This is a genomic window from Streptomyces aurantiaciflavus, assembly GCF_049808595.1.
Lineage (GTDB): Bacteria > Actinomycetota > Actinomycetes > Streptomycetales > Streptomycetaceae > Streptomyces.
The window spans coordinates 99,155-120,934 of sequence record NZ_JBNCAQ010000008.1; the positions used below are offsets into that span (position 1 = coordinate 99,155).

The 21,780-nt window shown below is 73.3% G+C and carries 19 protein-coding genes; 13 read left to right on the forward strand and 6 right to left on the reverse strand.

Translation table 11 applies throughout. From position 1 onward, the window contains the following. Positions 1 to 64 precede the first annotated feature (64 nt). From ACPT94_RS11195 to ACPT94_RS11205, 3 genes are all read right to left on the reverse strand, one after another. A complete protein-coding gene (locus ACPT94_RS11195; protein ID WP_425245735.1) occupies positions 65 to 1,807 on the reverse strand; it encodes a M16 family metallopeptidase in 1,743 nt (580 codons plus the stop codon). Positions 1,808 to 1,821: 14 nt separating this feature from the next. After that, a complete protein-coding gene (locus tag ACPT94_RS11200; protein WP_360332185.1) occupies positions 1,822 to 2,781 on the reverse strand; it encodes a hypothetical protein in 960 nt (319 codons plus the stop codon). Positions 2,782 to 2,937: 156 nt separating this feature from the next. Continuing rightward, the gene (locus ACPT94_RS11205) at positions 2,938 to 5,409 is read right to left on the reverse strand and encodes a hypothetical protein (protein ID WP_360332188.1); all 2,472 of its coding nucleotides are present in this window, start codon (positions 5,407 to 5,409) and stop codon (positions 2,938 to 2,940) included. 132 nt (positions 5,410 to 5,541) lie between these two features. On the opposite strand from ACPT94_RS11205, the gene ACPT94_RS11210 reads away from it, so the two are divergent. The 6 genes from ACPT94_RS11210 (at position 5,542) to ACPT94_RS11235 (ending at position 11,349) form a co-directional block, all read left to right on the forward strand. Continuing rightward, the gene (locus tag ACPT94_RS11210; protein ID WP_360332190.1) at positions 5,542 to 5,913 is read left to right on the forward strand and encodes a holo-ACP synthase; all 372 of its coding nucleotides are present in this window, start codon (positions 5,542 to 5,544) and stop codon (positions 5,911 to 5,913) included. Positions 5,914 to 5,984: 71 nt separating this feature from the next. Continuing rightward, complete coding sequence (locus ACPT94_RS11215) at positions 5,985 to 7,418, forward strand: NAD(P)H-hydrate dehydratase (protein ID WP_360332192.1); 1,434 nt, start codon at positions 5,985 to 5,987, stop codon at positions 7,416 to 7,418. A 135-nt stretch (positions 7,419 to 7,553) separates the two neighbouring features. Next, a complete protein-coding gene (gene alr / locus ACPT94_RS11220) occupies positions 7,554 to 8,729 on the forward strand; it encodes an alanine racemase (RefSeq protein ID WP_360332195.1) in 1,176 nt (391 codons plus the stop codon). 303 nt (positions 8,730 to 9,032) lie between these two features. Further along, complete coding sequence (locus ACPT94_RS11225) at positions 9,033 to 10,286, forward strand: alpha/beta fold hydrolase (RefSeq protein ID WP_360332198.1); 1,254 nt, start codon at positions 9,033 to 9,035, stop codon at positions 10,284 to 10,286. Further along, positions 10,252 to 10,764 (forward strand): tRNA (adenosine(37)-N6)-threonylcarbamoyltransferase complex ATPase subunit type 1 TsaE, encoded by a 513-nt coding sequence (gene tsaE, locus ACPT94_RS11230; RefSeq protein WP_360332200.1) that lies wholly within the window; start codon positions 10,252 to 10,254, stop codon positions 10,762 to 10,764. Before ACPT94_RS11225 ends, tsaE begins: the two co-directional genes overlap by 35 nt. Positions 10,765 to 11,178: 414 nt before the next feature. Beyond that, positions 11,179 to 11,349 (forward strand): hypothetical protein, encoded by a 171-nt coding sequence (locus tag ACPT94_RS11235; RefSeq protein WP_360332203.1) that lies wholly within the window; start codon positions 11,179 to 11,181, stop codon positions 11,347 to 11,349. Positions 11,350 to 11,386: 37 nt separating this feature from the next. On the opposite strand, the gene ACPT94_RS11240 is transcribed toward ACPT94_RS11235, so the two are convergent. Beyond that, a complete protein-coding gene (locus tag ACPT94_RS11240; protein ID WP_360332206.1) occupies positions 11,387 to 11,935 on the reverse strand; it encodes a hypothetical protein in 549 nt (182 codons plus the stop codon). 242 nt (positions 11,936 to 12,177) lie between these two features. Here ACPT94_RS11240 and tsaB point away from each other — a divergent pair, with 242 nt between their 5' ends. From tsaB to ACPT94_RS11260, 4 genes are read left to right on the forward strand one after another with little or no spacing between them, the layout of a single operon-like run. Then, the gene (gene tsaB / locus ACPT94_RS11245; protein WP_360332209.1) at positions 12,178 to 12,831 is read left to right on the forward strand and encodes a tRNA (adenosine(37)-N6)-threonylcarbamoyltransferase complex dimerization subunit type 1 TsaB; all 654 of its coding nucleotides are present in this window, start codon (positions 12,178 to 12,180) and stop codon (positions 12,829 to 12,831) included. 29 nt (positions 12,832 to 12,860) lie between these two features. Further along, the gene (rimI, locus tag ACPT94_RS11250; RefSeq protein WP_360332674.1) at positions 12,861 to 13,391 is read left to right on the forward strand and encodes a ribosomal protein S18-alanine N-acetyltransferase; all 531 of its coding nucleotides are present in this window, start codon (positions 12,861 to 12,863) and stop codon (positions 13,389 to 13,391) included. Continuing rightward, complete coding sequence (tsaD, locus tag ACPT94_RS11255; protein ID WP_360332211.1) at positions 13,384 to 14,481, forward strand: tRNA (adenosine(37)-N6)-threonylcarbamoyltransferase complex transferase subunit TsaD; 1,098 nt, start codon at positions 13,384 to 13,386, stop codon at positions 14,479 to 14,481. Before rimI ends, tsaD begins: the two co-directional genes overlap by 8 nt. Before the next feature lie 19 nt (positions 14,482 to 14,500). Next, positions 14,501 to 14,761 (forward strand): hypothetical protein, encoded by a 261-nt coding sequence (locus ACPT94_RS11260; RefSeq protein WP_360332213.1) that lies wholly within the window; start codon positions 14,501 to 14,503, stop codon positions 14,759 to 14,761. A 74-nt stretch (positions 14,762 to 14,835) separates the two neighbouring features. Here the strand turns inward: ACPT94_RS11260 and ACPT94_RS11265 are convergent, their stop codons facing one another. Further along, entirely contained in the window at positions 14,836 to 17,151 is a 2,316-nt protein-coding gene (locus tag ACPT94_RS11265) for a beta-xylosidase/alpha-l-arabinosidase (protein ID WP_360332216.1), read from the reverse strand. 141 nt (positions 17,152 to 17,292) lie between these two features. Between ACPT94_RS11265 and ACPT94_RS11270 the strand changes: the two genes are divergently transcribed. The 3 genes from ACPT94_RS11270 (at position 17,293) to ACPT94_RS11280 (ending at position 21,061) form a co-directional block, all read left to right on the forward strand. Further along, a complete protein-coding gene (locus tag ACPT94_RS11270; protein ID WP_360332219.1) occupies positions 17,293 to 18,366 on the forward strand; it encodes a LacI family DNA-binding transcriptional regulator in 1,074 nt (357 codons plus the stop codon). A gap of 160 nt (positions 18,367 to 18,526) precedes the next feature. Then, on the forward strand, positions 18,527 to 19,891 hold the full coding sequence (locus tag ACPT94_RS11275; protein WP_425245736.1) for a glycoside hydrolase family 10 protein: 1,365 nt from the start codon (positions 18,527 to 18,529) through the stop codon (positions 19,889 to 19,891). Between the two features lie 93 nt (positions 19,892 to 19,984). After that, entirely contained in the window at positions 19,985 to 21,061 is a 1,077-nt protein-coding gene (locus tag ACPT94_RS11280; protein WP_425245737.1) for an LCP family protein, read from the forward strand. Here the strand turns inward: ACPT94_RS11280 and ACPT94_RS11285 are convergent. Continuing rightward, complete coding sequence (locus ACPT94_RS11285; protein WP_360332228.1) at positions 21,048 to 21,722, reverse strand: TetR/AcrR family transcriptional regulator; 675 nt, start codon at positions 21,720 to 21,722, stop codon at positions 21,048 to 21,050. The two genes, ACPT94_RS11280 and ACPT94_RS11285, sit on opposite strands and share 14 nt — an antisense overlap. Positions 21,723 to 21,780 lie beyond the last annotated feature (58 nt).

The window sequence follows — 21,780 nt, forward strand, 5'->3', positions numbered from 1 at the left end:
GCCGCTTGATCGCCTTCGGCGATCCGGGGGCGTCCCGTTCGCCCCGGCGCCCCCCTTCCCCTCGTCAGCCCCTTCGGCGTTTGCGGGCCTGGTAGAGCTTCCAGGTCATCAGGGCCAGGGGGATTTCCAGGGCCCATACGCCTGTCACCACGTCCCACTCCGGGGTTGCGGCGCTTGCCTCTTCGGCTGTGATCACGGCGCACAGCAGGCCCCAGATCGCGGCGAGGAGGCCGACCAGCCAGAGGGCGAGGGTCCAGGCCCAGGTCGGGCGGCCGGTGCCGGAGGGCTGTGGGGTGGCGGTCCGCTTGCGGGGTTGTGGGATCTGGTCCGGTTCGCGGGCCGGCATCCGTACCACCGCCGCCGCCGGTACGGCCGCGTCCAGGAAGGCGATGCGTTCCGGGGTGACGCCGTGGTAGAGGGTCGGTTCGACGGTGATGGCGAAACCGTCGTGGCCGGTGAGGGCGCGGGCGCCGTCGGGGCGGGCGGTCATGGCGGCGCAGGCGTCGTAGCGGACGGTGATCGGGCCCTTGGGCGTGGTGAGGGTGACGCCCTCGGTGCCGATGATCAGGGTGACCTGTTCGTTCTCCAGGGACTGGTGCCGCGTGCCGGTGACGGCCGTCGTGGAGAACTGGGGGGCCAGGGTGAAGCCGGCCCAGTCGACGCCCCGGCCCGGCACCTGGAGCAGACCGCCGTCCCAGGCCTCGCGGGCGACCTCGTGCAGGTCGGCGAGGGTCACCGCGTTCAGCTCGGCCCTGTGCTGTTCGGGGGAGAGGATCTGGTGACCGAGCAGCAGGCTCAGCGCGTACGACGGGAGCGAGGCGGCCCCCAGGTCGGGGGCGTCGTACATCTTGAGGAACTTGGTGCGGACGGAGTCCAGTTCGGACTGGTCGATGCGGCCCGCGCGCAGGCGGGCGAGGGCGTCGACGAAGCCGCCGATCACCGCGTCCTGCTTCTGCGGGAGCGAGTCGGCGTACGCGGTGAGGGTGGCGAAGTCGGCGTCGCGCGGGGAGTAGTCGGCCTCCGCCGAGTAGGAGTAGCCGCCCTCCTGGCGCAGGTCCTGGAAGAGGGCCCGGCCGAGGACGTCCGCGAAGACGGAGGCCGCGGTGGAGCGGCGCAGCACCGAGGTGAAGACGACGTGGCCGTCGTCGCCGTGGATGTGGGCCGGGGTGACGGGCAGCGCGCTGGTCGCGGCCGGCGCCGGGAAGCGGCGGCCCTCGGGCAGGGTGAGGTCCAGGCCCTCCGGCACGCGGCCGCTGGTGATCCACAGCACCGCGTTGTCCCGGGTGAACCGGGTCTGCGCCCACTGCCGTACCTGATCGGGCGTCAGGCTCCAGGTGCCGAGCTCGTTGTAACTGGACAGGCCGTAGCCCTGGGCGCCGTACCGCCACAGCGGGAGCTGGGAGAAGGGGCCGCTGCCGCGGCCCGCCGCCTCCGTGCGCAGGATCTCCTTCTCGGTCTCCAGCCGGTCCATCGGCAGGTCCCGCAGGCCCGCGCACACGGTGTTGAGGTGGGCGACGACCTCCTCCTCGCTGCCGGTGACGTGGAAGAGGGTGTACGCGTTCGCCGTCGCGCCGTTGTAGTGCAGGTCGGACAGGCCGAGGCGGTGCAGGGCGAGGTGCTCGACGAGGTGGGTGATGCCGGCGGTGGCCAGGGTCTCGTCGGCGCGGCCCACCCGGAAGAAGAGACCGGCGGTGATCTCGTTGCCGGAGGACGGGGCGTAGAGGGTGGGGACGCCCTGGGTGGTGGTGTGGGAGATCAGGCCGTCGAGGACGGCGAGGCCGTTGTGGTCGTGCAGTTCGGTGGTCATGTGTCCCGGCCCCCTCAGGCTTCCGTCGCGGACTTGCGGAACTTCAGGAACGAGGCCTTCGGGTCGCTCAGGTAGTCCCACGGGGACTCCGAGGCGCGGTCGCCGAGGAAGGCGAAGTGCGGGGCCGCGTCCGCGAAGTGACCGCCGAGCGAGAAGGCGAACGCGAACGCGCTGTGCGCCCCGATCGAGTTCCAGCTGGGACGGTGGGCCGGGTGCAGCACCGAGACCTGGGCGGCGAACCGCAGGTCGTCGCGGACCGGCAGACCCCGCAGGTAGGCCCCGCGCTCGGTGCTCTCCAGGTCCAGCCAGTGCTCGATGTGGGCGAGCGCGACCAGGGCACCGGCGGTCGAGCCGTCGGGCGCGGCGGTCGCGCACTCCCGGGCGAAGCCGTGCGCCGCGTCCCAGGAGCCGCCCCACTTGGGGCAGACCTGCTGCAGCAGTTGCGTCTGCGCGTGGTAGAGGTGCGGGTGGTGGGCGGACAGCCGGTCGTAGCGGCGGCGCGCCTCGGCCTGTCCCAGCTCCAGACCGCGCACGGTGATCAGCCGGACGACCCAGGCGGGTGCGTACGCCGGCTGCTCGGCGCACACCTCGATCAGGATCTGCTCGGCCCGGCGCAGCCAGGCGTGGAACTGGTCGAACTGCTCCCGCGAGACGTACTGCGCGCGGGAGCTGCTGCGGATGTCCCAGCCGATGTAGACGTACCGGTGGGCGAGCAGCGTGCGCGGCAGCGGGTCGCCGGGCAGTTCGGCGACCGCCCGCTCCAGGAAGTTCTCGACGCCGGCGATGTCGGCGAGGAGGGAGGAGGCCGAGCAGACCTTCTCGACGGAGTCGAGGCCCGCGATGTAGGCCCGGACGGCGGGCCAGTGGCCGGCCTGCGCGGCCGAACGCAGGGGGATCAGCTCGGGCGTGTTGTCGTACGGGTCGAAGGTGGGTCCTCCGGAGCCCGTGGATCTGCCGCTGGTGGTACTGCTCATTCCTCCGCCCCCTGGCGTTGCTGTCCGCGGCGCGCAGGCTGGCCCCCGAGGGCGCGCGGCGGTGGTGTGAGTGGCTGATATGACTCGTGTGACTGGTGTGAACGAGTCGCCGCAGGCTAGCAGTCGGCTGTGACAACCGGGGTGGCGGGCGGAGCGTCAGCTGGGTGGAACCGGCTGCTCCGAGGCCTGCGACAGGCGGGTCAGGAGCGGTAGCAGTTCGTCGCGGATACGCAGGAGCTGTTCGTGGCGGGAGGGTTCTGGTGTTTCCACCGGGCGGAAGGTCAGGACGGCGGAGCCCTGGTCGCCGGCGAAGTGGATCACACCGCGAAGGGCCGGCTCCAGGTGGTCGTCCGGGACGGAGGGCGGGGGCAGCGCCGGGAGAGGGAGGCCGGGGAGGACCTCGGCGGCGGCTGCGCGAAAGGCGTCGTAGGACTCGGCCGCGCCCTCGCCCGCGGGCAGGACGAGGAGCAGGCGGGACGGGGGGACCAGGCGGACGGCCTCGGTCAGTTGCCGGAGGGTCTCGGGGGCGGTGCCGCAGGCGGGGACGAGGACGAGGTGGGCGAGGGGGAGGGCGGCGGCGAGAGGGGCCTGCCAGTCGTCCTCGGGGAGGGGGAGGCGGGCGAGGCGGGGCGGCGGGGGCGACTCGCCCGGGTCGCAGGCGATCCGCAGCAGTCCCGTCGCCCGGAAGACGGTCCGTATGTCGTGGTCCAGGGGCCACCGCCAGACCGACAGCGGCAGCGGGTCCTCGCCACGCGGGCGCAGGTACAGCACGGTCGGCTGGCGTCGGAGGTCGGCGGGGCGCGGGCGTCGGCGGATCTGGGCCGCCTGCCGGAAGTCCCGTACCCCCGCGAGCGCGTCGAGCGCGCTCCAGGGGACGAGGACCGCCGCGTAAGGAACGAGGGGACCGGTGAGCTGTCCCCGGACGGTCCACAGGACGACGAAGGCCAGCACGGTCCCCGCGCCCAGAAGGCGGGTCACACCCCGCACGGTGAGGCTCCGGTGGGTCTGTCCGACGGCCCTCTCCCGTTCCACGACCCGCAGGATGTCGGCGCGGATGCTGATGCCCCGGGGCCACCGCTCCAGGGTCTCGGAGCCGATCCATTGCGTCCGCCAGTGCCGGGGCCGCCAGGGTGCGCGGCGGTCGAGGGCGTCCTCGTAGGCGCCGGTCTCGTCCCGGTGCCATTCGGCGACCCAGACGCGCAGGCCGAAGGGGCCGGGCCAGCGCCACACGAGCCGGGCCAGGGTCCGCTGTCCGGCGAAGGGGTTCGGTTCCCTCGGCTCGCCCTCCCCGTCGTCGGGGAGCAGGACCTCGACGGCGTCCCGGCCCATGCCGCGCATCAGCGAGCCGAGCCTGATCGCGGGCAGGACGATGGACGCCAGGACCGGGATCAGGGCGATCCGCTCCGAGATGAGAAAGCGGTCCCAGTTGGCCGCGCACTGCTGGGCCAGGAGGCCGAGGCCGGCCAGCAGCAGGGCGATGACCTGCCAGTGCCAGCGGAACGTCAGGGGGCGGACGATCCGTCCGGGCAGTGACCGCTCCACCTCGTCCAGCAGCGGCCGGACCTGGGTCCGCAGCGCCGAGCGCCAGCGCGCGTGCTGGGTCGGGCCCGGCTCCGCGGTGGGATCGAACGGCGTGAGCCGCGCCGTCCAGTCGTCATCGAAACGGACGACTCCGCGCACGGGGAAGCTGTCCTTCAGCTTCTGGGGCCGGCTCCGCCGCGGATGGTCGGGCAGGACCGGCGCCGGGGGCAGGGTCTTGCCGGTCGGCCGCAGTTCGGCCTCCCGCTGCGCGAAGTAGGCGGCGGCGCCCGACCGGAAGCGGTGGTAGGCCTCGCGTCCGTCGCCGACCACCAGCACCAGGCGGGACGGAGGCAGTACGCGAACGGCCTCCGTGTACTCCCACAGCGTGCCCGCCGCCCTGGCCGAGTCCCGGCCGGCCGCCGCGACGAGGACCACGAGCCGGGCCCGCCGGATGTGCTGGGCGACCTCCTCCTTCCAGCCCTCTCCCGCCCTGGGCAGGTAGAAGCGCCGGGCGCCCGGCAGGGGATAGGGCTCGTCGGGGCGGCCGACCGCGTGCACCGAGCCGAACCGCTCGAACAGCCGGACGAGCCGGGCCTCCCAGGTGTAGTCGAAGGGGGAGATCCGGTACGCGAAGTGGCTCGCCAGGGAGCTCAGGATGTTCCTGCCGCCCGCGGGTTCCATCCGGAACAGCGCGTTGTCGACGCCGAACGGGCGGAGGTAGAGGACGTAGCCGCGGTCCTCCTGCGGTTGCCGGGAACGCAGAGAGGCCCGCATACGGGCCGTCAGATGCTTGCCGGCGTTCCGGCTCAGGTCGATGGCGTACACCAGGCTGATGAGCGAGCAGAGTGCCGTCAGTGCCACGAGCCAGGGTGAGGAGCCGCGTTCCAGGCTTCCGGCCAGCCAGAACGGCAGCATGGCCAGGAGGAAGCCCATCGAGGTCTCCGCCCAACCGACAACCGCCAGGAAGAACCAGCTCTTTCGGGTGCGAGGGGCGGGGTCGCGCTCGCCGTCCCGTCGACGGTCACGGTCACGGTCGCGGTCCTGGTCGTGGTCACGGTCGCGTTCCTGGTCGTGGTCACGCTCGCGGTCGTCGATACCCTGCGTCATGGGGGCATTACGGCAGACGCGCGGAAGGCTGCCAAGAGGGTGGTCAACCGTCCTTTTCCTGGACATTTGTTCGCCGTCCCCGGCTTCGACACCCCTGCGCCTCCAGTGACCCCCGCTCCGTAAGGTGCTCGCATGAGCATCATCGGGGTCGGGATCGACGTGGCCGAGATCGACCGGTTCGCGGCGTCGCTGGAGCGCACGCCGGGGCTGGCCCAACGGCTCTTCGTGGAGAGCGAGTTGCTGCTGCCCAGCGGGGAGCGCCGGGGTGTCGCCTCGCTCGCGGCGCGGTTCGCGGCGAAGGAGGCGCTCGCCAAGGCGCTGGGGGCGCCGGCCGGGCTGCTGTGGACCGACGCCGAGGTGTACGTCGAGGACAGCGGGCGGCCCCGGCTGCGGGTGACGGGGACGGTGGCGGCGCGGGCCGCGGACCTGGGCGTACGGTCCTGGCACGTGTCGTTGAGCCATGACGCGGGGGTGGCCTCGGCGGTGGTCGTCGCGGAGGGGTAGGGGCGGCGGCAGCGGTTCCTCGGCAGGGAGGCGCAGGCGCCTTCGAGCGCTCCGGTGTGAGACTGGGGCGTATGCGTACTGCCTACAGCGTGGACACGGTCAGGGCCGCCGAACGGCGTTTGATGGCGCGGCTCCCGGAGGGAGCGCTCATGCAGCGGGCCGCCGCCGGGCTCGCCGCCGCCTGCGCGGATGTGCTGGGGCGGGTGTACGGGCGGCGGGTCGTGCTGCTGGTCGGCAGCGGCGACAACGGTGGTGACGCCCTGTACGCCGGGGCGCGGCTGGCCCGGCGAGGGGCCGGGGTGACGGCCGTGCTGCTCGCGCCCGGGCGGACGCACGCCGGGGGGTTGGCGGCCCTGCTGCGGGCGGGCGGGCGTTCGGTCGCGCCGGGCGCTGCGGAGGAGGCCGTTCGGCGGGCCGACCTCGTGCTCGACGGCATCGTCGGCATCGGCGGCAAGGGCGGACTGCGGCCGGACGCGGCCGCGCTCGCCGGCCTTGTCGCCGCGTCACGTGCCGCCGTTGTCGCCGTCGACCTGCCGAGCGGGGTCGAGGCGGACACGGGGGAGGTGCGGGGGGCCGCGGTGCTGGCCGATCTCACCGTCACCTTCGGGACGCACAAGCCGGGCTTGCTGATCGACCCCGCGCGCGAGTACGCCGGGGTGGTGCGGCTGGTCGACATCGGGCTGGACCTGCCCGAGGAGCCCGAGCTGGAGGCCTTGCAGCACGCCGACGTGGCCGCGCTGTTGCCGGTGCCGGGGGCGGAGAGCGACAAGTACCGGCGGGGGGTCGTCGGGATCGCGGCCGGGTCCGCCCGGTATCCGGGGGCCGCCGTGCTGGCCGTCGCGGGCGCCCTGCGGGGCGGGGCGGGGGCCGTGCGGTACGTCGGGCCGGCCGGGGAGGCGGTCATCGCGCGGTTCCCCGAGACGCTCGTGTCCGACCAGGGGCCCAAGCAGGCCGGGCGGGTGCAGGCGTGGGTCGTCGGACCGGGGGCCGGGGACGACGCGGGGACGGTGGCGGAGGTACTGGACGCGGATGTGCCGGTCCTCGTGGACGCGGACGGACTGCGGCTGGCGGAGGTCGCGGCGGTGCGGGGGCGTACGGCGCCGACGCTGATGACCCCTCACGCCGGGGAGGCGGCCGCGCTGTTGGGCGTCGCCCGGGAGGAGGTCGAGGCGGGACGGCTGGCGGCGGTGCGGGAGTTGGCGGAGCGGTACCGGGCGACGGTGCTGCTGAAGGGGTCGACGACGTTGGTCGCCGGCCCGGGAGGCGGAGCCGTGCGGGTGAACGCCACCGGGACGTCGTGGCTGGCCACGGCCGGGAGCGGGGACGTGCTGTCGGGGCTGGTGGGGTCGCTGCTGGCGGCGGGACTGCCGGCGCTGGACGCGGGGAGCGCGGGGGCGTATCTGCACGGGCTGGCCGGGCGGTTCGCCGCCGAGGGGGCGCCGGTGGCGGCGCATGACGTGGCGGCGGCTGTGGCAGGCGCGTGGCGGGACGTCGTACGGGGATGAGAGATGCCGGTGCCCGGGGTGCGGGGGACTCCCCGGGGTGCCCCTGTGCGCGGGCCTCGGCCCCGAACACCGGAAGGGCCGCCTCGCTGGCCCGGCGCTCGGGGGGTGTCCGAGGGCTCTGAGACACTGGGCGCGATGAGTGAGACTGCACAGCCGACCGCCCACCCGTCGCGCGCCCGCGCCGAGATCGACCTGGCCGCGCTGCGGGCCAACGTGCGGACCCTGCGGGCCAAGGCGCCGGACGCCGCGTTCATGGCCGTGGTGAAGGCCGACGGGTACGGACACGGCGCGGCGCCGTGTGCCCGGGCCGCCGTCGAGGCGGGCGCCACCTGGATAGGGACCGCCACGCCCGAGGAGGCCCTCGCGCTGCGCGCGGGCGCCGGGCTGCCGGCGGACGTCCGGATCATGTGCTGGCTGTGGACGCCGGGCGGACCCTGGCGGGAGGCCGTCGAGGCGGACCTGGACGTGTCCCTGAGCGGGATGTGGGCGCTGCGGGAGCTCGTCGAGGGGGCCCGGCTCGCGGGGCGGGCCGCTCGGGTGCAGCTCAAGGCCGACACCGGGCTCGGGCGCAACGGCTGCCAGCCCCGCGACTGGCCCGAGCTGGTCGCCGAGGCGCTGCGTGCCGAGGCCGACGGGCTCCTCAGGATCACCGGGCTGTGGTCGCACTTCGCCTGCGCCGACGAGCCCGGGCACCCCTCCATCGCCGCCCAGCTCTCCCGCTTCCGCGAGATGGTGACGTACGCCGAGCGGCAGGGCGTACGCCCCGAGGTGCGGCACATCGCCAACTCGCCGGCCGCGCTGACGCTCCCGGAGACCCACTTCGACCTCGTCCGCCCGGGCATCGCGATGTACGGCGTCTCGCCCAGCCCGGAGCTCGGCTCCTCCGCCGACCTGGGGCTGCGCCCGGTGATGACGCTGGCGGCCTCGCTGGCCCTGGTGAAGCACGTCCCGGGCGGGCACGGCGTGAGCTACGGCCACCACTACACGACCCCCGGCGAGACCACCCTCGGCCTGGTGCCCCTCGGATACGCCGACGGCGTCCCCCGGCACGCCTCCGGGACCGGCCCGGTCCTGGTCGGCGGCAAGTGGCGTACGGTCGCCGGACGCATCGCGATGGACCAGTTCGTCGTCGACCTCGGTGGCGACGAGCCCGGGGAAGGCGCGGAGGCCGTGCTCTTCGGACCCGGCGACCGGGGCGAGCCCACCGCCGAGGACTGGGCGCAGGCCGCGGGCACCATCGGATACGAGATCGTCACACGCATCGGAGCGCGCGTTCCGCGCGTCTATGTGAACGAGGAACGAAACGGGTAACCCGCACGCGGGCAGGAGTACGGGAGCACAGGAGTAGGGGTGACGGCCTGAACGCCGGGGCCGGGGCGGGGACGTGCACCTGCCCGGCGACGGTTCTCCGAGCCGTTCGACACGGCACCCGCACTCCCGCACCGGCGCCACAGGGGCTCAGGCGACACACGCCACAGCAGTACTGGAGCACGGCAGTACAGAGCACGGCAGTACAGAGCACGGCAGTACAGAGCACGGCAGTACAGAGCACGGCAGTACGAGAGCAACAGCGGTAACAGCAGCACCCATCCATCCGGCGAAGAGGAGCGGTACGTGAGCGAGAGCAGTGCGGAGGCAGTGGCGAGTGCCGCCTCGGCGGCCGTCGCCGCCTCCGCCACGGGGGCGACCGCGGGCTGGCGCCGGGCGACCGGTATCGCCGGCGCCGCGATAGGCGTGATCGCCGCGGGCGCCGCGGCCGGAGTCGCCCTGGAGCGAATGACCGTGGGCCGCGGCATGCGCGCCAAGGCCCGGCTCGCGCTCGACTCGGCGGGCCCGTACGGCGCGCTGCGCGGCACGCCCGGCAAGGCGTTCGCCGACGACGGCACCGAGCTGTACTACGAGGTCGACGACGTGGAACCCGAGGGCGGTTCGGCCCCCCGCCGCCGACGCCTCTTCGGCCGCAAGGCCCCACTCCCCGTCACCGTCGTCTTCAGCCACGGCTACTGCCTCACCCAGGACTCCTGGCACTTCCAGCGGGCGGCGCTGCGGGGTGTCGTACGGACCGTGCACTGGGACCAGCGCAGCCACGGGCGCTCCGCGCGCGGGGCCGGCCAGGTCCAGGACGGCACGCCGGTCACCATCGACCAGCTGGGGCGCGATCTGAAGGCCGTCATCGACGCGGCCGTGCCGGAGGGGCCGATCGTGCTGGTCGGGCACTCCATGGGCGGGATGACGGTGATGGCGCTGGCCGCGCAGTACCCCGAACTGATCGGTGAGCGGGTCGTCGCCACCGCCTTCGTCGGTACGTCCTCGGGGCGCCTCGGCGAGGTCAACTTCGGGCTGCCGGTCGCGGGCGTCAACGCCGTACGGCGGGTGCTGCCGGGCGTGCTGAAGGCGCTGGGGCAGCGGGCCGAGCTGGTGGAGAAGGGGCGGCGGGCCACCGCCGATCTGTTCGCCGGGATCATCAAGCGGTACTCGTTCGCGTCCCGGGACGTCGACCCGGCCGTCGCCCGGTTCGCCGAGCGGATGATCGAGGGCACGCCGATCGACGTGGTCGCCGAGTTCTACCCGGCCTTCACCGACCACGACAAGACCGAGGCGCTCGCCTGTTTCCAGGACATGCCGGTGCTGGTGCTGGCCGGCATCGGGGATCTGGTCACACCCAGCGAGCACAGCGAGGCGATCGCCGATCTGCTGCCGGACGCCGAGCTGGTCCTCGTCCCGGACGCCGGACACCTGGTGATGCTGGAGCACCCGGAAGTGGTCACCGACCGCCTCGCGGACCTGCTCACCCGCGCGGGTGCCGTGCCCGCAGGGGCTACCGTGGGTGGTTATGGAAGCACCAGCAGCACCGCACAACCCGGCTGAGACCGAGCTGATCGTCAACTCCCCCGAACAGATGCGGGAGTTGGGCCGCCGCTTGGCCAAGCTGCTGCGCGCGGGCGACCTCGTGATGCTCAGCGGGGAGCTCGGCGCGGGCAAGACGACGCTGACCCGCGGGCTGGGCGAGGGGCTCGGGGTGCGGGGCGCGGTCACCTCCCCGACGTTCGTGATGGCCCGCGTCCACCCCTCCCTCGGGGACGGCCCGCCGCTCGTCCACGTCGACGCGTACCGCCTGTCCGGCGGGCTCGACGAGATGGAGGACTTCGACCTCGACGTGTCGCTGCCCGAGTCGGTGGTCGTCGTCGAGTGGGGCGAGGGGAAGGTCGAGGAGCTCACCGAGGAGCGGCTCCAGGTCCGCATTCACCGGGCCGTCGGGGACACGACGGACGAGGTGCGGCATGTGACGGTCACCGGGCTCGGTGAGCGGTGGGCTTCGGCCGACCTGAGCGTGCTGGCGGCCTGAGGGGGCGGTCCCCGGCGTCTCCAGGCGCCGGGCGGCTCACGCCGGGGCGGGCAGGAGAGGCCCGCTGGGCTTGCCCGAAGGGGGCTCTGGATCGAGACCCTGGAAAGGCCGCGTCGGCTTCCCTGGGGGCGCCTGAGCCGCCCTGGAGGGCTACGTGAGGCCGCCCTGGAAGGGGCCACGTGAGCCGCCCTTCAGGCCCTTCCGAGCGGCCCTGAAGGGCCCTCTGAGCTGTCCTGGAGGAACACCGGGGCGTCGTGCGCAGCCGCTCCGGGGTTTGTCGTGTCCGACGTTCGTATGAAGGTTCCGACAAGACGTCGGCAAGATGTTGCGTTCGGCGTCTTGTGCGTGGTCACATGGTATCCAGTTCCTGGTTAGGTCTACCTAACCAGGCCGCCCCGGCCCCAGGAGGCGTCCATGCCGGCCACCGAGCCCAAGGCCCAGCCGAAGCCGTTCGCGCTCGCCGGGGTGTCCATGCACGATCTGCTGGCCTCCTGCGCGGCCGCGGCCGCCGTGTCCCGCCCGCCGCGCGAGCCCGAGCAGCGCAAGGACCACCGGACTCCCCGGGAACACCGCGAGGCCGCGTAGCCGGACCGCGCGGGCAGGGCCTGTCCGGCCGGCACGGCTAACGGATCACGACGACCCGTTCGCCGATCGTCGCGAACTGCCACATCGCGTCGCCGTCCGCGCGTGACTGACGGATTCCGCCCGTGCGCACCGCCGGATCGCGCACCGGTGCCGAGCCGTTCACGGCCACGCTGAAGCCGATGACCACCCCGCCGACGGTCGCGAAGCGCACCACGTGCTCGATGGGGACGCCGTCGCTGCCGGTGGTGGCGTTGGAGCGGGAGGTGACGTTGTAGGTACCGGGCGCCGGGTCGACACTGCCCGGGGTGACCTTGAACGTCCGCTCCACCCTGTCGGTGGCGCTGACCAGCCAGACCCGGTCGTCGTCCACCGAGTACACGACCCGCTCACCCGTGCCGGTGCCCTTCGGCAGTGCGGTGGGGCGCTTCTTGTCCCGGGGTGCCTTCGGCGCGGTCGGTGAGGCGCCGGCCCGCGGTTTGCCGCTCGCGACGGGCCCGCTCGCGGACGCCTGGAAGGCGAGGAACCCGACCGTCGCGAGCGCCGCGGCGGTGAGCCCGGCAACGAAGGTCGAGCTGCTGCTTGCCACCGGCGACCACCTCTTTGTCGTACTTCTTCCTGCTTCGCGGTGACGTTAGCAGCCGGCGCGGGCTTGATCGGGGTGGTCGCGGGCGGGGTGGGGACCGTGTCGGGGCGGCCGGGTCTAGAGGGCTGTCCGCGGTGGCCGAGGGCATGGCGCGCCCGGGCACGGCCATGGCGGTGCCGGGTCCGCGCTTCGGGCGGGTGACGGGGCGTCCGACACCGGGCCCCCGGGAGCCGTAGGCTGTTTGCGTGCTCTTGCTCGCTCTGGATACCGCCACTCCCGCCGTCACCGTCGCCCTGCACGACGGTACGGACGTCATCGCCTCGTCGAGCCAGGTGGACGCGCGCCGGCACGGTGAGCTGCTGCTGCCGGCCGTCGACCGGCTCCTCGCCGGGGCGGGGCGCGCGCTCGACGCCGTCACCGGGATCGTCGTCGGCATCGGCCCCGGCCCGTACACCGGGCTGCGCGTCGGTCTGATGACCGCCGACACCTTCGGTCTCGCGCTCGGCGTCCCCGTGCACGGCCTGTGCACCCTCGACGGACTCGCCTACGCCGCCGACCTCGAAGGCCCCTTCGTCGTGGCGACCGACGCCCGGCGCAAGGAGGTCTACTGGGCGCGCTACGCCGACTCCCGCACCCGGATGACGGACCCCGCCGTCGACCGTCCGGCCGACATCGCCGAGCGGGTGGCCGGACTGCCCGCCGTCGGCGCGGGCGCGCTGCTCTACCCGGACACCTTCCCGAACGCGCACGAGCCGGAGCACGTGTCCGCCGCGGCCCTCGCCTCACTGGCCGCCGAGAAGCTGGCCGCCGGCGAGGAGCTCCCGGCCCCCCGTCCGCTGTACCTGCGCCGGCCGGACGCCCAGGTCCCCAAGAACTACAAGGTGGTCACCCCCAAGTGACCGAGCCCGTCATCCCCGTGCTGCGCGAGATGCGCTGGTGGGACATCGACCAGGTCCTCGAGCTCGAGAAGGACCTCTTTCCCGAGGACGCCTGGTCGCGCGGCATGTTCTGGTCCGAGCTGGCGCACTCCCGCGGCCCCGAGGCGACCCGCCACTACGTCGTGGCCGAGGCCGGCGAGCGGATCGTCGGCTACGCGGGCCTGGCGACCTCCGGCACCGCGTCCGACGGCGGCTCCGCCGCGGGGGCCGATGTGCAGACCATCGCGGTGGCCCGCGACCACCAGGGCACCGGCCTCGGCTCCCGCCTGCTCACCGACCTCCTGCGCGCGGCGACCGCCTTCGAGTGCGCGGAGGTCATGCTGGAGTGCCGGGTCGACAACACCCGCGCCCAGAGGCTCTACGAGCGCTTCGGCTTCGAGGCCATCGGTTTCCGGCGGGGCTACTACCAGCCGGGGAACGTGGACGCCCTGGTGATGCGCCTCACCACGGCATCCGACAGCGGCTCCGCCGCGTCATCGACATCAGTGCAAGGAACCCAAGGAACCGAGATCAATGGCTGACGAACCGCTCGTCCTCGGCATCGAGACCTCCTGCGACGAGACCGGCGTCGGCGTCGTCCGCGGTACCACCCTGCTGGCGGACGCCGTCGCCTCCAGCGTCGACGAGCACGCCCGCTTCGGCGGCGTCGTGCCGGAGGTGGCGAGCAGGGCCCACCTGGAGGCGATGGTCCCGACCATCGACCGGGCGCTGAAGGAGGCGGGTGTCTCCGCGAAGGACCTGGACGGCATCGCGGTGACGGCGGGCCCGGGGCTGGCCGGCGCGCTGCTGGTCGGCGTCTCGGCGGCGAAGGCGTACGCCTACGCCCTCGGCAAGCCCCTCTACGGAGTGAACCACCTCGCCTCGCACATCTGCGTGGACCAGCTGGAGCACGGCCCGTTGCCGGAGCCGACGATGGCCCTGCTGGTCAGCGGCGGCCACTCGTCCCTGCTGCTCTCCTCGGACATCACCTCGGACGTCCGTCCCATGGGCGCCACGATCGACGACGCGGCGGGCGAGGCCTTCGACAAGGTCGCCCGCGTGCTGAACCTCGGCTTCCCCGGCGGCCCGGTGATCGACCGTTACGCCCGCGAGGGCGACCCGGCGGCGATCGCGTTCCCGCGCGGTCTGACCGGCTCGCGCGACCCGGCGTACGACTTCTCCTTCTCCGGTCTGAAGACGGCGGTCGCCCGCTGGATCGAGGCCAAGCGGGCGGCCGGGGAGGAGGTGCCGGTGCGTGATGTGGCGGCCTCCTTCCAGGAGGCGGTTGTGGACGTCCTCACCCGCAAGGCCGTGCGGGCCTGCCGGGACGAGGGCGTCGACCACCTGATGATCGGCGGCGGCGTCGCCGCCAACTCCCGTCTGCGCGCCCTCGCCCAGGAACGCTGCGAGAAGGCCGGCATCCGCCTCCGTGTCCCCCGCCCCAAGCTCTGCACCGACAACGGCGCGATGGTCGCCGCTCTGGGCGCGGAGATGGTCGCGCGGGGGCGTTCCGCGTCGAGCTGGGACCTCTCCGCCGACTCCTCCCTCCCGGTGACGGACCCGCACGTCCCCGGCGAGGCACACGACCACGACCATGTGCACGAGGTCAGCAAGGACAACCTCTACTCGTGAAGGCCCTGAGGATCACGCCATGACGGTCGCGCTGATGTGGGAGGCCCGGGCGGCGGACGGGCGGGGAGCGGAACTCCTCGCCTGGGCGCGGACGCAGCGGCTCGACCCCGAGCCGCTGCGCCGGGAGACGTTCCGGGCGCCGGGTGACCGGGTGCTCGTGATCACCTGGTGGGACGCGGAGTACGACGCCGTGGTGCCCGAACTTCCCGATCCTCACGGAGAGTTGGTGAGCCGGGCGGTGCATCGGTGGCGGTTCGAGGCCGTGGCGGGGGAGGGGTAGGACCGCGGCGGGGCGGCTGCGGCACACTCCACGGCGGACCCCGCCGGATCGCAGGCCGCCGCCCGCCCCGTACCTCAGGCGGGCGACACCTCCACCTCGCACCTCAACCGCCGCCCGGCCCCGGCCTCCCGCACGGACCCCGTGAGCTTCAGCCGCCTGGTGTGCCGTACGTCCGCACTGGACGCCCCCACCCGCAGCTCCAGCACCCCCGGCTCGACCACCCGCCTCCCCTCCCGGTCGGTGAACGCCGACAGGTCGGTGTGGAAGTGGAAGGTCACGCGGGTCGACTCGCCGGGTTCCAGCTCGACGCGCTGGTAGCCGACCAGGCGCATGTCCGGGCGGGTCACCGAGGCGACCGGGTCGTGGAGGTAGAGCTGGACGACCTCCGCCCCCGCCCGGTCGCCGGTGTTGCGGACCGTCAGCGAGACGTCGTACGTGCCGTCCGTGCCGATCTCCGTCTCCTCGGCCCCGCCGGAGAGGTCCTCCCAGGCGAACGTCGTGTACGAGCGCCCGTGGCCGAAGGGGTACAGCGGGGTCGGGTCCAGGTTGCTGACCTCTCCGGCCAGGCCCAGGGGCGGCTGGAGGTAGGTCCAGGGCTGGCCGCCGGGCACGCGGGGCACGCTCACCGGCAGACGGCCCGAGGGGGTGACGCGGCCCGACAGCACACCCGCGACTGCCGGGCCGCCCTCCTCCCCCGGGAAGAAGGCCTGGACGACCGCGCCCAGCCGGCCGTGCCAGCGGCCGAGGGCGTAGGGGCGGCCGGTGAGGAGGACCAGGACCACCGGGACGCCCGTCGCCACCAGCGCGTCCAGCAACTCGCCCTGCACGCCGGGCAGGTCGAGGTCCGTGACGTCGCAGCCCTCGCCCGAGGTGCCCCGGCCGAACAGGCCCGCCCGGTCGCCCAGGACCGCCACGCAGACGTCCGCCTCCGCGGCCCTCGTCACGGCCTCCTCGAAGCCGCTCGGGTCCGGGTCCAGGACCCCGCAGCCCTCGGCGAACGTCACCTTCGCGTCGGGGAGTTCCGTCCGCAGGGACTCCAGCACCGTCGGGATCTCGATACCGAGCTCCACCTCGGGGTGGTGGGTGAGGACGTGGGAGGGGAAGGAGTAGCAGCCGAGCATCGCCAGGGCGTCCGCCGCCCGCGGGCCCACCACCGCGATACGGGCGTCGGGGGACAGGGGGAGCAGGCCGTCCGGGTTGTCCAGCAGGACCACCGACTCCTCCGCCAGCCGGCGGGCCAGAGCACGGTTCGCCGCCGAGTCGAGGTCGATCCGCTCCGGGGTCTTCGGCCGCCAGTCCTGGTCGAGGAGGCCCAGCTCGCACTTCTGCACCAGCACCCGGCGGGCCGCCCGGTCGATCAGCTCCTCCGGTACCTGGCCCGCGCGGACGGCCGCCACCAGCGCATCGCCGTAGTACTTCACCGTCGGCAGCTCGACGTCGATGCCCGCCTCCAGCGCCAGGTGCGCCGTCTCCGCCGGTGTGCCCGCCACCCGGTGCAGCGTCTGCAGGAAGCCGATGCCGAAGTAGTCGGCGACCACGGTGCCCGTGAAACCCCACTCCTCCCGCAGGAGGTCGGTCAGCAACTCCGGGTCCGCCGAGGCGGGGACGCCGTCCCGTTCCGTGTACGCCGCCATGACCGAGCGCGCCCCGCCCTCGCGCAGCGCCATCTCGAACGGCGGGAGGGTGACGTCGGCGAACTCGCGGGTGCCCGCCCGCACGGGGGCCAGATTGCGGGCGCCGGCCGAGGAGGCGTACCCGGCGAAGTGCTTGAGGGTGGCGACGACCCCGGCCGACTCCAGGCCGCGGACGTAGGCCGTGCCGATCGTGCCGACCAGGTACGGGTCCTCGCCGATCGTCTCCTCGACCCGTCCCCAGCGCGGGTCGCGGACGACATCCAGGACGGGGGCGAGGCCCTGGTGGACGCCGACCGCGCGCAGGTCGCGGCCGATGTGCCGGGCCATCTCCTCCACCAGCGGCGGGTCGAAGGCGGCGCCCCAGGCCAGCGGGACGGGGTAGGCGGTGGCCCGCCAGGCGGTGAAGCCGGCCAGGCACTCCTCGTGGGCGATCGCGGGGATGCCGAAACGGCCCGCCTCGGCGATCCGGCGCTGGGCGCGGGCCAGGGCGCGGGCGCCGAGCGCCGGATCCACGGGGGCGGTGCCGAAGGAGCGGGTCAGCTGGCCGAGTCCCCGGGTGATCAGCTCGTCCCAACGGTCGGCGTAGTCGGATGTCATGTCGTGCTGGTGCGGGGCGACTCCGTCGCCGTCCGTCTCGGCGCCCACCCACACGCCGTACAGCTGGGCCGTCTTCTCCTCGAGGGTCATCCGGGAGAGCAGGTCGTCGACGCGGACGGCGGCGGGCAGGGCGGGGTCACGCCAGGGGGCGGTGGTCATGAAACTCCTGTCAGAGGGTCGGTGAGCCACCAGTCGGGAATCCAACCGTACGAATGTTTCGAGCTGTACTCCGAATGTTCCGGGAACCTATGGCCCGGCGAAGGGTTCGTCAAGAGGTCGTGCGGGGATACGATCGCCGCCATGACACCCTCGGAGCCCGCTGAAACGCGGACGGAAGACCGGCCGACACGGCGATCGACAGCGCAGACGGCCACGCTCGCCGAGATCGCCCGCGAGGCCGGCGTCTCGGCGCCGACTGTTTCGAAGGTCCTCAACGGCCGCGCCGACGTCGCCCCGGCGACGCGCACCCGCGTCGAGGAGCTGCTGCGGGCCCACGGCTACCGGCGCCGACGTGCCGAGGCGACCCGTTCGCCCCTGATCGACCTGGTCTTCCACGAGCTGGAGAGCGCGTGGGCGATGGAGGTCATCAGGGGTGTGGAGAACGTGGCGCGGGACTTGGGGCTGAGCGTGGTGCTGAGCGAGAGCGCCGGGCGGCTCACGCCGGGGCGGACCTGGGCCGACCAGGTCGCCGCCCGTCGCCCGCACGGTGTCGTCCTCGTGCTGTCCGGGCTCGACGAGTCCCAGCGGGCGCTGCTGACCAGCCGTTCCATCCCGTTCGTGGTGATGGACCCGGCGGGGGACCCGGGGGCGGACGTGCCCTCGATCGGGGCCACCAACTGGCAGGGCGGGCTCGCCGCCACCCGGCACCTGGTGGAGCTGGGGCACCGGCGGATCGGCGCGATCAGCGGGCCCCCGCAGATGATGTGCAGCCGGGCCCGGATCGACGGCTACCGGGCGGCCCTGGAGACGGCCGGGCTGCCGGTCGACCCCGGGTTGATCATGACCGGCGACTTCCACCACGAGACCGGCTACCGGCTCGGCCGCGAGCTGCTCGCCCGCCCGGACCGGCCCACCGCCGTGTTCGCCGGCAACGACCTCCAGGCGCTCGGCTTCTACGAGGCCGCCCGTGAACTGGGGCTGCGCATCCCGCAGGACGTCAGCGTGGTCGGCTTCGACGACCTGCCCGTGGCCCGCTGGATGGGCCCGCCGCTGACGACCGTACGGCAGCCGCTGACCGAGATGGCCGAGGCGGCGGCCCGGCTGGTGCTGGAGCTGGGGCGGTCGGAGGAGGCGCCGACGGCTACCCGCGTGGAGCTGGCGACCAGCCTGGTGGTCCGCACGAGTACGGCGGCGCCGCCGGCCGAGGGTTCCTAGGGCTGTCGTTCCGGGCCCCGCGTCTGCGGGGTGATCCCAAGCGCCCGGGCCCTGGAGGTCCCTGTGGCCGAAAGCTGACGTATTGACGGGTCTGGGGCACGCCTCCACACTCCTCCGAAGTCAATCGGACGCACGACCGAAACTTTCGGAGGCACCCCCCATGAGACCCTCCAGAACGTCTCTCGGGCGCCGCATCGCGGCCCTGTGCGCCGGCGCCGTCACCGCCGGCGCCCTCCTCACCGCCGGCACCCCCGCCGCCCACGCCGCCGACACACCCCTGCGCGACCTCGCCGCCGCCAAGGGCAAGGTCATGGGCACGGCGGTCACCGGCTCCAAGCTCACCGGGACCTACGGCGACATCGCGGGGCGGGAGTTCAGCTGGCTCACCCCCGGCAACGCCATGAAGTGGGGCTCGGTCGAGCCGACCCAGGGCACCTTCAACTGGGCCGAGGCCGACCAGATCGTGAACTTCGCCGAGGCCCACGGCCAGGAGGTGCGCGGCCACACCCTGGTCTGGCACAGCCAGAACCCGAGTTGGCTGACGGGCGGCAGCTGGACGTCCGCCCAGCTCACCACCCTGCTCCAGAACCACATCGACACCGAGGTCGGCCGCTACAAGGGCCGTGTCGCCGCCTGGGACGTCGTCAACGAGCCCTTCAACGAGGACGGCACCTACCGCTCCACCCTCTGGTACAACGGCCTCGGCGCCGACTACATCGCGAACGCCCTCACCTGGGCGCGCGCCGCCGACCCGGCCGCCAAGCTCTACATCAACGACTACAACGTCGAGGGCGTCAACGCGAAGTCCACCGCCCTGTACAACCTGGTCAAGTCCCTGAAGGAGCGCGGCGTCCCGATCGACGGCGTGGGGCTGCAGGCGCACCTGATCCTCGGTCAGGTGCCGTCCACCCTCCAGCAGAACATCCAGCGCTTCGCCGACCTCGGCGTCGACGTGGCGATCACCGAGCTGGACATCCGGATGCAGCTCCCGTCGGACACGGCGAAGCTCACCCAGCAGGCCGCCGACTACAAGGCGGTCATGAACGCCTGCCTGGCGGTGACCCGGTGCACCGGCGTCACGGTGTGGGGCTTCACCGACTCCGACTCCTGGATCCCCAGCACCTTCCCGGGGCAGGGCGCGGCGACGCCGTACGACGATAACTACGCGCCGAAACCGGCGTACCACGCGATCGTCGAATCGCTCGGCGGCACCACGACCCCGCCGCCCACGGGTGCGTGCACGGCGGTGTACAGCGTCACCAGCCAGTGGAACACCGGCTTCACCGGGCAGGTGCGGATCGGCTGCTCGGGGGCGGCGCTGTCCTCGTGGAGGGTGAGCTGGACTTTCGGTGCGGGGCAGCAGATCACGCAGGCCTGGAACGCGAACTGCACCCAGTCGGGGGCGGCGGTCACCTGTTCCAACGCCTCGTACAACGGCACGGTTCCCGACGGCGGTTCGGTCAGCTTCGGGTTCAACGGGTCGTGGAGCGGGAGCAATCCGGTTCCGGTGGTGACACTGGGCTGAGCAGGGCCCGGGAAGTATGAGAATTTCCGAAGAAGTTCGTCTCGGCGTTCCGTTCCTGACAGCCCCCTAATAATTCGGACTTACGTTCTTCATGTGACGGGACACGACGCGAACGGGCACGGGGGAAGGCAGCACGGGGACAGACAGCGGGGCCGGCGGTCGAAAGCGCTCAGGGCCGTCGGCCTCACCCTGGCGGGCACGCTGGTGCTGGGCGCCGCCGCGGCCGGCTGGACCTACTGGCATCTGAACGACAACATCGCGAGCGTCGACATCGACAACGCGCTCGGCGACAACCGTCCCGCGCGCGCGGTGACCACCCCGTCCCCGTCCGGCACGGCCTCCGCCACCCCGCTGCCCACCGAGGCCGTCAACATCCTCGTCCTCGGCTCGGACTCGCGCAGCGGCGCGGAGAACCAGGAACTCGGCGGCGGCGACAGCACCGGCGCCCGCTCCGACACCGCGATGGTCGTGCACATCGACGCCGGCCGCACCGGCGCCACCGTCGTCAGCATCCCGCGCGACACCCTCGTCACCCGCCCGTCCTGCCCGCTGCCCTCCGGCGGTTCGACGGCGGTGGCGTACGGCGTCATGTTCAACACCGCCTACTCGGTGGGCGGACCGGCCTGTGCGGTGAAGACCGTCGAGTCGATGACCGACGTCCGTATGGACCATTACGTCGAGGTCGACTTCTCGGGCTTCGCCAAGCTCGTCGACGCCCTCGGCGGAGTCACCGTCACCACGACCGAGGACATCGACGACGAGGACAGCCATCTGCGCCTCGCCGCCGGCACCCACCACCTCGACGGCACCCGGGCCCTCGCCCTGGCCCGCACCCGGCACGGCATAGGCGACGGCAGCGACCTCGGCCGCATAGGCCTCCAGCAGACCCTGGTGAAGGCCCTCCTGGAACAGATCTCCTCCACCGACCTGCTGACCAGCCCCACCCGGCTCTACCGGGTCGCCGACGCCGTCACCGGCAGCCTCACCACCGACACCGGCCTGGACTCCCTCGCCGAGCTGACGGAACTCGGCCAGAGCCTGAAGGGTCTGTCGGCCGCGCACGTCACGACCGTGACGATGCCGGTGGTGACGGCGCCCTCGGACCCCAACCGGGTGGTGGCCGACGAGCCCGAGGCGAGCGAGCTGTGGGAGTCGCTCAGGCGGGCGTGACCCCACGGGCGAGCAGCCCGTCCACCACCGCCGCCACCTGCTCGGCCACGTCGTAGTCGGCCGTCACGTCCTCCCACTGCGCCGACAGGGCGGCCAGCCGCGGGAGTTCGCCGACGTCCTCCGCGGTGACGAGGGACGGGAAGAACGGCTTGCGAGCAGGGTCGGCGGCACGACGGGCCTCGGCGCGCCGGAAGACCAGGGCGCCGTGGACGACGTACCAGATCGTGCGGTACGCGTGGATCGCCTGCCGTGGCGTCAGGCCGCAGCGGACGGCCGAGTCGATGATCTCCTCCGGCATCCACAGTGCGCCCTTGTCGGTGAGATCGCCCCTGCTCAGCACGTCGACGACCCAGATCATCCCGCTGAGCACGGAGTGCATGTGCACGGCGGTGGCGACGATGCGGTCGCGCGGGTCCGCGGGCAGCTCGGGGCGCGGCACGGTCGACGCCATGCCCGCCAGCGTGAGCATCAGCAGCTCGTCCTTGTCGCGCACATGGTGGTAGAGCGCCATCGGGGTCGCGCCGACCTCCTTGGCCACCCGGCGCATCGAGACCGCCTCGACGCCCTCCTCCTGGAGGATGCGCCGCGCCACGTCGACGATCTGCTGCTTCTCGATGCGCGGCGGCCGTCCCACCGCCCGCTTCTGCCCGTCACCTGTCACCCGGGCATTCTCCCGCCCCCGACTCCACCCGGTCGGGTCCGGGCCCTCCTGCGCCCTG